This is a genomic window from Anaerophaga thermohalophila DSM 12881 (assembly GCF_000191885.1).
Lineage (GTDB): Bacteria > Bacteroidota > Bacteroidia > Bacteroidales > Marinilabiliaceae > Anaerophaga > Anaerophaga thermohalophila.
Window position 1 is genome coordinate 152,808 of record NZ_AEWI01000012.1, and the last position, 13,417, is coordinate 166,224.

At 43.6% G+C, this 13,417-nt stretch carries 7 protein-coding genes; 5 read left to right on the plus strand and 2 right to left on the minus strand.

Going from position 1 to position 13,417, the window contains the following annotated elements; all coding sequences use genetic code 11:
- Nucleotides 1-26: 26 nt before the first annotated feature.
- The 5 genes from ATH1_RS0104775 to ATH1_RS0104795 all read left to right on the plus strand — a co-directional run bounded on the left by ATH1_RS0104775 (nucleotide 27) and on the right by ATH1_RS0104795 (nucleotide 9,230).
- Nucleotides 27-2,936 (plus strand): glycosyltransferase family 117 protein, encoded by a 2,910-nt coding sequence (locus ATH1_RS0104775; protein WP_010418292.1) that lies wholly within the window; start codon nucleotides 27-29, stop codon nucleotides 2,934-2,936.
- A 305-nt stretch (nucleotides 2,937-3,241) separates the two neighbouring features.
- Nucleotides 3,242-6,319, plus strand: a complete 3,078-nt coding sequence (locus ATH1_RS0104780; RefSeq protein ID WP_010418296.1) for a glycosyltransferase family 117 protein — start codon at nucleotides 3,242-3,244, stop codon at nucleotides 6,317-6,319.
- Nucleotides 6,312-6,974, plus strand: a complete 663-nt coding sequence (locus ATH1_RS0104785) for a polysaccharide deacetylase family protein (RefSeq protein ID WP_044114885.1) — start codon at nucleotides 6,312-6,314, stop codon at nucleotides 6,972-6,974. The genes ATH1_RS0104780 and ATH1_RS0104785 overlap by 8 nt, the downstream gene beginning before the upstream one ends.
- The gene (purD, locus tag ATH1_RS0104790; RefSeq protein ID WP_010418300.1) at nucleotides 6,971-8,239 is read left to right on the plus strand and encodes a phosphoribosylamine--glycine ligase; all 1,269 of its coding nucleotides are present in this window, start codon (nucleotides 6,971-6,973) and stop codon (nucleotides 8,237-8,239) included. Before ATH1_RS0104785 ends, purD begins: the two co-directional genes overlap by 4 nt.
- Before the next feature lie 7 nt (nucleotides 8,240-8,246).
- Nucleotides 8,247-9,230: a hypothetical protein gene (locus tag ATH1_RS0104795; RefSeq protein WP_029163963.1), complete on the plus strand. Its 984-nt coding sequence runs from the start codon at nucleotides 8,247-8,249 to the stop codon at nucleotides 9,228-9,230.
- Nucleotides 9,231-9,244: 14 nt separating this feature from the next.
- Here ATH1_RS0104795 and ATH1_RS0104800 read toward each other — a convergent pair whose 3' ends face one another.
- Together ATH1_RS0104800 and ATH1_RS0104805 are read right to left on the minus strand one after the other, a co-directional pair.
- On the minus strand, nucleotides 9,245-12,346 hold the full coding sequence (locus ATH1_RS0104800; RefSeq protein WP_010418303.1) for a response regulator: 3,102 nt from the start codon (nucleotides 12,344-12,346) through the stop codon (nucleotides 9,245-9,247).
- Nucleotides 12,347-12,526: 180 nt separating this feature from the next.
- Nucleotides 12,527-13,321 (minus strand): substrate-binding domain-containing protein, encoded by a 795-nt coding sequence (locus ATH1_RS0104805; RefSeq protein ID WP_139035250.1) that lies wholly within the window; start codon nucleotides 13,319-13,321, stop codon nucleotides 12,527-12,529.
- Nucleotides 13,322-13,417 lie beyond the last annotated feature (96 nt).

The following is a 13,417-nucleotide window of genomic DNA, read 5'->3' on the forward strand; positions in this document are numbered from 1 at the left end:
AGTTTAGCACTCAAAAGATTATTTTAATGGAGAGGGGCATGTTATTTCTGAAGAAACACGCAGGAGGCCTGTTTGTGTTTTGTGTTAGTATGCTTGTGTATTCTTTTACAGTAGCACCAACTACCAGTTTCTGGGACTGTGGCGAATTTATTGCTTCCGCCTGGCGGTTGCAAATACCGCATCCTCCCGGGGCACCAATGTATCTTTTGTTGGCCCGTTTTTTCTCGTTGTTTGCCCCGGATGCTTCACACGTGGCTTTTAGCGTTAATATGTTGTCGGTAACGGCTTCGGCTTTTACCGTGTTGTTTCTATACAAAATTTTCCTTCTTCTTTTTAAATTACTTGGGAAGGAAGAGACGGCCAATCGACCGCTTTATGAAAAGATTTCGGCCATTGCCGGCGCTTTGTTGTTTGCCTTCACCGATAGTTTCTGGTATTCGGCTGTGGAGAGTGAGGTTTATGCCACATCACTGTTTTTTTCCACGGTTACTTTGTGGGCATTTCTAAGGTGGTATGTGCAAAGTGACAGTCATCCCCGTTTATTTTTTCTCGGCGTTTATTTGTTGGGGCTTTCCATCGGTGTCCATTTGCTCAATCTTTTGCTGGTTCCTGTTTTTGTACTGCTGTTTGTCTGGAAGCAGAGAAGTCATGGCGTTTCACAAAGTATAGGAGCTATACTGAGTGGTTTCCTGTTGCTTGCATTATTATATTGGGGTCTTATTGCCAATGGGCTGTGGCCGGCACAAAAGCTCGAACTCTGGCTTGTAAACGCGTTGGGATTGCCCAGGCATTCGGGACTTATACTTTTTGTTTTCGTGCTGGTGGCAGTTCATGTGGCAGGCATTGTTTTTACTTTCCGTCGTCACCGGGTTGTTCATTTTGCATTTTTGATATCTGCACTGATTTTGATGGGATGGTTTTCTTATATTCTTGTTCCGGTTCGGGCCCATGCCGGAACTCCAATCAATATGAATGCACCGGATGATGTTTTTTCACTGACCGAATATATTAACCGCACTCAATACGGGAGTCGCCCGTTACTTCGGGGTGTTCATGCAGGGGCTGTTGCCGGCAGCTGGGAAACGGACAGTCAATATGTTTATAATGAGAAAGAGAGAAGATATATTAAAGTGGGAACAAATACTCTGTTTCATTTCAGTTCTGAGGACAAGGTTTGGTTCCCGCGGATTTACAGCCGGCAGCGACAGCATATTGAAGGCTATAAATGGTGGACGGGGATTGACCCGTCGGAAGTGAAACCGGATTTTGTTGATCAACTCTCTTTTTTCTTCCGATACCAGTTGGGACATAGTTATCTCCGGTATCTCATGTGGAATTTTGCAGGACGCCAAAACGACAGTCAGGGACACGGCGATATGTTATCCGGTAACTGGGCGTCGGGTATTGATTTTATAGACCGTCACTTTCTGGGAAGTCGTAAGTATCCTTCTGCGGAGGATATGTACAGTGCTGCTGCCAATCATTACTATTTCATTCCTTTGATTCTGGTTTTGGCGGGATTGTTTTTTCTTTTGCGCGACGGCTCCGGACGAAAGCGTGTTCTTGCGTTGATTGGATTAATGTTTCTTATGACCGGGCCGGCCATCGTACTTTATCTTAATCAGCCACCCTTTGAGCCGCGTGAACGCGATTATGTCTATGTAGCCTCGTTCATGAGTGTTGCAATATTCAGTGGGATAGGTGTATATGGAATATTAAAGGCAGTATTCAGATTTTCGGGTTCGGTATTAACCGGGATTCTGGCAGGTGTATTTTTATTTTTGGCAGGTGCCGGACTGTTATTTTCTGTCAATCTTAACGATCACGACCGTTCCGAACGTTTCCTGGCACGCGACCTTGCCGTATCGCAATTACGCAGCTGTCCGCCCAATGCCATATTATTCACGTATGGCGACAACGACACCTATCCTTTGTGGTATGCCCGGCAGGTTGAAAAAGTGAGGCCTGATGTCCGCCTTGTCAACCTTGGTCTCTTAAGCATACCCTGGTATGTAGATCAGGTAACACGTTCCGTGCCAGGCACCCCCGGATTAGCGATGAGCTTACCGTATGAATTTTACCGGGACAACCACCTTGAGTTTTTAAGTGTTTCCAATGTTTCATCGTTGCCGCTTCCCGGGGTGGAGGCTCTGGGGAAAATAGGAAAACAATATACGGAAGTTCAGAAAAGTGAAGATATTTTTAATGGAAAGTTGCATCCGGTTTGGGAATTGACCCTGCCAAACCAAAAAATACTGACCTGGAATATTCCTCGCGGATTTATTTCGATGGGTAATCTTGCGCTTTTTGACATTATTGCATCCAACATTAACGAACGTCCAATTTGTTTTACACGTAATTTGGATGTCAGCGAACTTCATGGATTTGAAAGGCTTCTTGGTTCCCGCGGACTTGTATGGCAGGCAGATGCCAAACTAAAAAGGAAGGAAGAACAAAGTTTACTAAACGAGTTCACAATATTTATGGACAGTATATCAATAAGAAACCCTGAAAAAACATGGTACGACAACACATGCCGTCAGGCTCTGGCTGTTAGCGGATATCGTGAAGTTGCAAATGATCTTTCGGAACGGTTGCTGAAAGCCGGATACCATCAACAGGCAGCACAGGTTCTGCAAAAAAGCCTTGACGAATGGCCCTATTCTCCCTACATATCTCAACAGCCCTTGGTGGAAACAGCCCGCCTGCTGATCCGGAGCGGAGAAAAACGGAAAGCTGAGGAGTTGATAAAAAATATAATGTATGTCAATCTTCAGGATGTGTACTATTTCGTTTATTCCGGGTTTGATACCGGAGAAGTGAAAAGAAGATATTGTTCATTATTTGCCGACATGCGGCAACTTGCCAAAGAACTTGAAATGAAAGATATGATTGTCTATATAGATTTGGAACTGCAAAACCTTTGTGGCTTTTAATTTGAAGAGAGAAAAAGCAAATTACCGGACTAATTATGAGGAGCTGTGCGTTTTGTCGGCCTTCATTCCACGCTGAGAACGCAAAATTAAAGGAACGCAAGGTGCAAAAACTGTATTATTCTTTGCGCTTTTTGCATGACAATATTTTGCGGCTTTTGCGTGGAAATTTCGCAGAACCTCAAAATAATATTTAGCCATCACCAGGCTTTACATTTCCGTGTTGTTATTTAAATAATTGAATTTTCTCAACTTTTGTGTATTTTTGGCAATCCACTCATTCGAAGGAAAAAGAAAACAGGATACTGATGAGACAATACAAAAAGTTTAACCTGGCAATTGGCTGGCTCACTTTTTTCATTTCGGCCTTTGTTTATTTATCGACCATTGAACCGACCACCAGTTTTTGGGATTGTGGTGAGTTTATAGCATCTTCCTATAAATTGTTGGTAGGCCATCCGCCCGGAGCCCCTTTCTTTATGTTGCTGGGTCGCTTCTTTACATTATTTGCACCGGAAGAGACCTATGTTGCTGCCATGGTCAATTCCATGTCGGCTCTTGCCAGTGCTTTTACAATTGCCTTTTTGTTCTGGACCATCACCCACCTTGCCAGAAAGATTTTTGTCGATAATCAGGAATCACCTGAGAACTGGAGATATTGGGCCGTCTTAGGCAGCGGTTTTGTTGGCGCGATGGCCTATACCTTTACCGATACTTTCTGGTTTTCCGCCGTTGAAGGTGAAGTTTATGCCATGTCGAGCTTATTTACCGCTGTTGTCTTCTGGGCCATTTTAAAGTGGGAGAATATTGCCGACCAGCCGCATTCTAACAGGTGGTTGATATTGATTGCTTATCTGATGGGGCTTTCCATCGGTGTTCACTTGCTCAACCTCCTGGCCATTCCTGCCATTGTTATGGTTTACTATTTTCGCAAATTCGAGGTTAACCGGAACAATACGCTGAAGGCTTTAGGGATATCGGCCGTCATATTGCTTTTCATCCTGTACGGAATCATTCCCGGAGTACCTAAAATTGCAGGTGCCTTTGAGTTGGCTTTTGTTAACGGGATGGGACTTCCCTACAACTCGGGATTGTTCGTGTATCTTGTGTTACTGATTGCTGTTCTGGTATACGGTATTTATTATTCCTATACGCGGAAGAAAGTTATATTGAATACTGTTTTTACAGCAATTACGGTCATCATTTTCGGTTATTCTTCATTTGCCATGATCATGATCCGGTCCTCGGCACAGCCAACCATGGATCAGAATTCACCCGACAATGTTTTTGCACTCATTTCTTACCTTAACAGGGAACAATATGGTGATCGCCCGTTGTTTGTCGGAGAGTATTACAACTCTCCTCTTGACAGGGAAGCATCATCACAAAAAGAAGGAACACCGGTTCGCATTCAGAAGAACGGTCGTTATGAGATAGCCCAGTACAGGCCGGAATATGTTTTCGATAAACGAACCACAACCTTTTTCCCGAGGATGTACAGTCGCCAGGGCAATCATATCGAAGAATATAAACGCTGGGCAGATATTAAAGGAAGGCCCCTGACTATTAAGGATGCACAGGGAAATCCCCAAACGATTCATTTGCCCACATTTGGAGAAAATCTCAGGTTCTTTTTTAATTATCAGGTGCGACACATGTATTGGCGGTATTTTATGTGGAATTTTGCAGGCCGCCAGAACGATATTCAGGGAAATGGTGAAGTTCATTATGGCAACTGGATATCAGGGATTCCTTTCATAGATAATGCTATGTATGGTGACCAGTCGAAACTGCCCGATCATTTAAAGAACAACCCCGCACGGAACAAATACTATTTCCTCCCCTTGATTCTTGGAATACTTGGATTGTTGTTTCAGTATAATTCCGGGAAAAAAGGAAAACAGGGATTCTGGATTGTAATGCTCTTGTTTTTACTTACGGGACTGGCCATTGTGCTGTATTTGAACCAGACGCCCCTTCAGCCGCGTGAACGTGATTATGCTTATGCCGGCTCATTCTATGCCTTCTCTATCTGGATTGGGCTGGGTGTTTTGGCCCTTGTGGATGGACTGAAAGGATTGACGGGAGGCAAAGTATCTGCTATTGTTTCATCCGTGGCAGCGCTCGTTTTGGTGCCGGGTATTCTGGCAGCGGAAAACTGGGACGACCACGATCGTTCACACCGAACCATTGCCCGCGATCTGGCAGAAAATTATCTGAACACAATCGACGAAAACGGAGTGATTTATACCAACGGTGACAATGATACTTTTCCGCTCTGGTACGTACAGGAAGTTGAAGGCGTCCGTACCGATGTACGTGTATGTAACCTCAGCTATCTGCAAACCGACTGGTATATCGACCAGATGAAAAGAAAATCATACAAATCCGATCCGCTTCCCATTTCGTTCAGCCACGATGAATATGTTGTCGGGAAACGGGATATGGTTTACCTGATTGACAGGGTTAAAGGTGACGTGGATTTGAAGGAGGCGTTGCAATTTTTGCGCAGCGAAAATGATCGCACCAAAAGGGTTCCCGGTTACAGCGGACGAATAGAATATCTTCCTTCCACTACATTTACACTTGCTGCAGATAGCCTTAAATTGCTGCAAAAAGGATTTGTGAGCGAACAATATGCCCACCTCATAGATTCGGCGATGCATATCAACCTTCAGAATCGCGATTATATCCTTAAAAATGAAATGATTGTTCTTGATATGCTGGCGCATAACGATTGGAATCGACCGATTTTCTATGCGGTTACAGTAGGCAGCGATAATTATGTGGGACTCGAGGATTATTTTCAGCTCGAGGGATTCGGTTACAGGATTGTGCCAATCAGAGAGCGTAGTAGTGATGGCATGACCGGGCGGGTAGATACCGAAAAGGCGTATCATAATTTCATGGAGGTATATGATCTCGACAATTTTAAAGATACTCGTGTATACCTCGATGAGAATCATCAGCGGATGGCACTGAATATCCGAAACAATATGGGACGACTTGCCACGGCATTGTTGGATGAAGGGAAAACCGAAAAAGCTCTGGATGTTTTGGATAAAGCGCTTGATGTGCTGCCTTCCGACAAGGTTCCGCACAATTATTTCTCTATATTTCTTGCTGAAGGCTACTACCGGGCTGACCATCCGGAAAAAGGAGATGAAATTCTCGAAAGTCTGGCTGCCATTAATTTCCAGGAGTTGGATTATTTCCTTTCATTACCTCCGTCGAAAAGAAATTCTGTGATGTCGGAAATTCGGCGAAATATGGCCATCTATGGAGAGATAGTCCGGACAGTCGAGAATTACAATAGAGAGGAATTGCTGGAGCAGCTGCAAAATGAATACGATTCCAGCCTGCAAAAAACGGGATTCTTTGAGTAGGATATCCTTTTGGATCACTAAGCCGCCCCACTTTTTAAGAAGTGTGTTCCCGGCCCCGGTTGTCTGGAGAGTCCCGGTTGATGATCGAAGGGTTTTTCTGACTTTCGACGACGGGCCGGTGCCGGGGGTTACCCCATGGGTCATCAACCGGTTGAAACAGTACAATGCGTTGGCTACTTTTTTTTGCGTTGGCGACAATGTGAGAAAGTATCCCGGGGTGTTTTCAAAATTGCAATCGACGGATCATGAAACCGGGATTCACGGATTTTTACATAAACCGGCACATAAATTAAGCAGAAGGGATTTTTATGATGATATCAGAAAAAGTCTGGAATTAAACCCTTATGCCCGCTGGTATCGTCCACCGCATGGTCTTCTTCTGCCCTGGAGGGTATCCCGCATCAGGAAAATGGGACTTCAAACAGCTATGTGGGATATTTTGTCGCGCGATTATGACCGGACGCTTTCCCCAAAGGATGTTATTAATAATGTCCTGACCAACATCCGGCCGGGAGCAATCATTGTTTTCCATGATTCATTAAAAGCCTGGCCCAACCTGAAGACAGCCCTTCCTGTAGTTTTGTCCCGGATATCGGAAGCCGGGTACCAGACAGATATATTGAGTTCTTTAAATATAAAACAGACGGAGTTATGAATATTCTACTCATCGGATCGGGTGGTCGGGAGCATGCACTGGCCTGGAAAATGAGGGTTAGTCCTTTACTTGATAAGCTCTACATCGCCCCCGGGAATGCCGGAACTGCTCTGTTGGGGCAAAATATTGACATTGCGCCCGACAATTTCATCGGCATCAGGAAGGCAGTTCTGGATAACCACATCGACATGGTAGTGGTAGGTCCGGAGGTGCCGTTGGTCAAGGGAATCAGTGATTTCTTCCTGAACGATGCAGCAATATCGCATGTGCCGGTTATTGGGCCAACCTCGCGTGGCGCTCAGCTGGAAGGCAGTAAAGAATTTGCCAAACAATTTATGCTGGAACACAACATCCCGACAGCCCGCTACCTGGCTGTTACTTCCGACACCATCGATGAAGGCGAACGGTTCTTGAAAAATCTGGAACCGCCTTATGTTCTTAAAGCCGATGGTCTTGCCGCGGGGAAAGGCGTGTTGATTGTTGATGATATCGATCAGGCCCGCAACGAGTTGAGACTGATGTTGGATGGTAAATTTGGTAAAGCCAGTGACACTGTTGTCATTGAAGAGTTTCTTTCAGGAATTGAATTATCGGTGTTTGTTGTCACTGATGGGCACAGCTATATGCTGTTACCCGAAGCAAAGGATTACAAGCGTATAGGAGAGGGAGATACCGGGCTCAACACTGGTGGGATGGGAGCCGTTTCTCCGGTCCCTTTTGCCGATGAAGAGTTTATGGGAAAAGTCAGAGACCGCATCATCCAGCCTACCATAGACGGACTTAGGGCTGACGAAATTCCATATAAAGGATTTATCTTTTTCGGCCTTATCAATGTTGACGGTGAACCTTATGTGATAGAATACAATGTGCGCATGGGCGATCCTGAGGCAGAGGTGGTCATTCCCAGGCTGCAATCAGATATTGTGGAGATTTTTCAGGCCGTTGCCGCAGGGGATTTGAAAAAACTCACACCACGAATTGATCCCAGAACCGCTGTCACCGTAATGATGGTTTCGGGTGGATATCCAGGGAGTTATGAAAAAGGGAAAAACATTTCTGGACTTGAACACGTAGAAGGCAGTATTGTTTTTCACGCGGGTACCACCAGCAGTAACGGCATAATTACTTCGGGAGGACGCGTGCTTGCGATCACATCCCTTGGCGATTCTATCGACGATGCACTTGAAAAGTCATACAAGAATGCCAGCCTTATTGAATTTGAAAACAAGTATTTCCGGAGAGATATCGGGTTTGATTTAAAGTAATTTAAACATGCTTTACAGGACGTTGCACAACAATAGCCTCCTTGCTTTTATTTTAGTGCCTTTTATTTTACTTTTATTCTGGGTCAGAGTTTTTCTTTATGACGGTAGTGCACCAATTAGTTTCGACGGTGTCTCGATGCCTTTATGGGAATGGTTGGTTCGTCCTGTATTCGGGCAGAGTAATTTTTGGGCTGCTGCATTTTCATACATTTTGGCCTTGTTAACAGCGTTCACGGTCAACCGTCTGGTTGGCCGTCATGGTTTATTAGGGAGACAATCGGTTTTGCCAGCCGTTCTTTACGGTCTTTTGGTAAGCGGATTCCTGATTGTGCAGCGGTTGCATGTTGTGTGGATGTTCAATCTGTTCTTTTTGCTTGCCATTGAGCGAATCATGGGGATTGTAAATAAAGGAAGAAAAGAAGGACGCAGTTTCGATGCAGCACTTTTGCTGGGCGTTGGTGCCCTTATGTATGCAAAAGGGCTTTATTTGTATCCTCTGCTTTTGGTCGTAATGGGAGGACTGAGGTTGCTTAACTTAAGAACCTTTCTGGCCAGTCTTATGGGGCTGCTGTTGCCTTTCGTATTAAGTGCCGGCTATTTTTTCTTTTTTGGCAAGACAATGGAGTTTTTAGTGTTCATCCTTTTCAACCTGCTGTCGAACACCGGACAATTCAGTCATAACCTGGCCTCCCGGATTTATTTGCTGCTCATAAGCCTCCCGACACTGATAGGCATTGTAAATGTATTCAGATATTTGCCCACGCAGAAAATCATTACCCGTAAACTATTCCGGGTTATTGTCTGGCTCACGCTGCTAACGGCAGGAGCATGTTTAACACCGTTTTTCTCTGTGGAGCTGGCACCGGTAGTTGCAGTTGGGCCATCGATTGTCCTGGCATTCTGGCTCGATAAAATTTCCAGGCGGTTTTGGCAGGAAACAATTTTACTACTGTTTTTCGCTATTGCCATAGCCGCCCAGTTATATCTTTAAAAGGCAATCTCAAACTATATCCATTTTTGCAGCGTATGTTGCAAGTCGTTTAATTTGACGGGTTTTCCAATATAATCGTTCATTCCGACGGCCAGGCATATTTCACGGTCTCCCTTCAAAACATTGGCAGTCATGGCCACAATAGGCGTCAGAACGCCTGCTTTTCGTAACTCCTTGGTGGCATCCAGACCATTTAATACCGGCATCTGAATGTCCATTAAAATCAAATCAAAATCTTCTTTGTCATTCAGTACTAAATCTAAAGCTTCCTGCCCATTATTTGAAATTACCGTGGAAAGGCCAATTCTTCCAAGCATCTTTTCTGTGATTTTCTGGTTGATCGGATTGTCTTCTACCAACAGTATTCTTTTGTTTTTTTCAGACGAAGATACCGGCAGTTCTCCGTTTTTCTCTTCCGATGAATCAAAGAACAGCTGGCTGATGGTGTTAAACAGAATGGTTTGCTTTATGGGTTTCTCCAATACCACATCGACCCCCTCCATCGATGGATTTCTCTGCGACGAAAATAAAATGGCCTTAATCGAGGGAGCTTTTTCCTTAATTTCCTTAATAAGGCTTTGATTGGTTTTGCTGAAAATATGAGAATCTATTGTGACAAAATTAAATTTATTGTCCGTTTTCAGCTTTTCAATGGCCGCTTTTTCATCACTGACTGCTTCGGGGGTAATGCCCCAGTTATGGAACATTTTTTTCAGCAGTAGCAGGTTGGTTCGGTGGTTGTCAACAATAAGGGCCCTCAGGGTTTTCATTTTTGGATTATTGAACTGATTGTCTGTTTTGTCACGGTCGAATGTAAAGGGCAAAACAAAATGGAAGACAGAACCAGGGTTCTCTTTCGACCATGCGAAATTGGGATTGGGACTTTCCACCCATATCTTTCCACCCATCAGTTCAACCAGCATCTTTGAGATACTGGTGCCCAGTCCAGTGCCACCATATTTCCTGGTAGTTGAGCCATCGGCCTGGGTGAATGATTCAAAAATTTTCTCTTTTTTTTCTGGTGGAATCCCAATACCTGAGTCTTCAATGGCAAAATGAAGCCTGATCTCTTTCCCTTCCTGACGTTCAATGATTACCTTTAGCACCACTTCTCCTTCCTGAGTGAATTTTACGGCATTGCCCATCAGGTTTATTATAACCTGAATCAGTCGACCTTCATCTCCTATTAGTACCGATGGAATGGTTTCTTCGACCGATGCCAGCAGTTCCAGATTTTTGTCATGACTCCTGAAAGCCATCTGATCAAGCAGATAGTCTACTGTTGAACGAAGATTGAAGGGGTATTTTTCAATCTTCAACTTGCCGGCCTCGATCTTTGAAAAATCAAGAATGGCGTTAATAATGTTCAACAGATTATCGCACGAGCGGCTGATAATGGTAATGATGTTTTGCTGGTCGCGGTTCAGCCTGGTCTGTCCCAGCAGTTCGGTCGCTCCGATGATCCCGTTCATCGGGGTTCTGATCTCGTGACTCATATTGGCCAGGAACTCCGATTTTGCTTTATTGGCTTCAGCTTCACGGCGCTGCATTTCTTTCTGCGCTGTAATATCCATGAATGCTTCCAGCATAATTTCGGTGTTGTTGACTTTGACCGGGATGATGTTTTTCAGAATGGTACGGGAAATATTGTTCTCTTCAACGCTGAGTCGTTCCTCAAGGGTGGTGATAGTCACCCCCGCAACTTCATCTTCATACTGGTCTTTCTTAAGGGTCTCAAACAACTGATAATACTGATGGCTTTTTACAAATTCCATAGCTTCATCAAGGTTGTCAAACCCCATGATTGTGGCAGCTGTTAAGTTTATTTCCTGGATGGTCTTTTCCTTGTCGGTAATCAGTATTCCCACGGGAAGGTTCTCGGTGATGGTCTTGAGTGCTTCTATCGACTCTTTCAGCGATTGTGTGAGCAGTCTCTTTTCAGTTACATCTTCCTTGATGGCAATGAAGTTGGAAATGGTGTTTTCTTCGTTTAGTACCGGAGATATAGAGACCTGGTTCCAAACAATTTCGCCTTCAGCATTAAACGATCTGATTTCGCCTTCCCATGATTTTCCTTCCTGAATAGTTTCCAAAAGCAACGCAGAGAAACTGTCGTCATTTTTAGATTGTAACAAGTGGAGACTTGTTCCTTCGATCTCTTTTTTGGATACATTGTTTCGTTTCTCAAAAGAGGTATTAATGTATTCGATAATTCCGTGGGTATTGGTAATCAGGATGGAAACGGGGCTTTGTTCAACGGCCTTCAGTAACTTCTTGTTTGTTTCTTCAGCCTTCCTCCGGTGTATGACGACAAGTCTTATCTGATTGATAATCAATAATGTTATGAAGCCTGCAAGCAGAGAAAAAACAATCAGGCTGAGGTACTTCACGCGAGTATATTTTTCAAAGACAAAAATGTTTCGGTCGTTGAGCCGCGAAATGGTTTTACTGATTTCGAATGAAATTTGATTCTCAAATTCGTATATGCGTGAGAATATGCTTTCGGCCTGCTTCTGATAATAGTTGATGGTTTCCATATTGGCCGGACTCAGCGGGTTTTCCGATACCAGGTTGCCTTTGAGTGAACCTGTTATTTTTGCCGAAAGCGATTGTAGTTCGTAAAGTAACGGAGGGATATCCCTGATCTCAGGAATTGTCCCTGTGAATTCATCCTTCCGGTATTCTATAATCTCTTTAATCCGGTCCTGATCTTCGAGGTTTACGGCTTTATATACCGTCACGCTCCCCCCGTTGTGCAGCTTTTCAAGAATATTGACCGATTGGGTAATTCGATCCCTTATATCCGTTTGAATATTTTCAAGTTGTTGGGGATGTGTGACTGAAGAATACGATTTAAAATCGAGATTGATATGCAGAAGATTTTCTTTCAGCAGGCCCTCTATCCTTTGTTTCTGTTCCTGATTCCGGATGGTGTTCTGGTAGTGAATAGTATGGGTGCGGTCAAAGTAGTTGTCAATAACCAGAATGGCCGCAATGGTGAACACAAATATTCCCAGTAACAGATAAAGCTTGTTTATCAGGGGTTCATTAAACAGGCCTCTGTTTTGTTTGAAAGATAATCTTCTGAAGATATTCTTGTCAGTCTTTCTTTCCAAAATTGAATGAAGTTAGTATTACACAAAACCAATTTACAAATAAAGTCCGATAAGTGTTCGGGAAAGTATGCTTTTGAATTTTTTCTGCTGTAGGGGGTGGATGCTTTCCCCGAATGGCATAATGCCAGCATGCTGAAGCCTTACAGACAGATACTAAATATACAATTAAAAACGGGAAGTTTAAAGTTCGACAATTCCATATTTCCTAAAAATTTTTTTTGCGGAACGAGAATCGATACTATAGATAAACTTCATCGCGTTTTGTTTGTTTGGAGCGTTGGACAGAACAACCGCAAGTGTTTGAAAATGTATTGCTTTCGAAGAGATATGAACGGTGTCAATTTTAAATGCTTCAGAACGTGTTGCAATGTAATCGGATTCCCAATCTATGGCAATTTGGGACTGGCCGGAGGCAATACTTCTGATCAGTCCTCTTGAGTCTGTAGTAAGAGAAAGGACAGAACTCATAACTTCATTGTAAACCAGATGAGTTTGTAGTAATATCTCAATTGCCATTCCCAGAGTGCTGGTTTCTGGATTAGCCAGAATAATTGCCGGATTTGTAGTTTTCAGCATTTGAAAATTTCCGGTGAACCTGTCGGGATTCCCTCCAGGCACAATAAACACCAACGTCTGATAACCAAATGAAACGGAATCTTCAAACAATTCGGGATTGGCCATTTGCATATTGTCTATGGTAAGCCTGCAGTCGGGAATAAACACATCAGCTTCATGTCTGTAATAGATCAGGTTAGAGAGATTTCTGGCACAATCGTTCTGAATACTGACTTTTATTCCGGTGTTTTTCTCAAAAGCCGATGAGAATTCTCTTACCGGGGCAAGAATCCCGTTTTCACAATAGACGATAAGTCCCGGGCCTTCCTCTTCGTTCCTGTTTCTGGTATTTTTACAGCCCGAAAATATCCCAAAGGCAACAATGAATATCACAAAATATTTAGTTATCAGTGTTTTCACGGTTGTGGTGTTTTGGAATAACGTTGCTTTATGACTCAAGTACGCAGGCATATTGGCATTTTTAGTATACAAACTACTTTATTCCCTGGGTTAGTA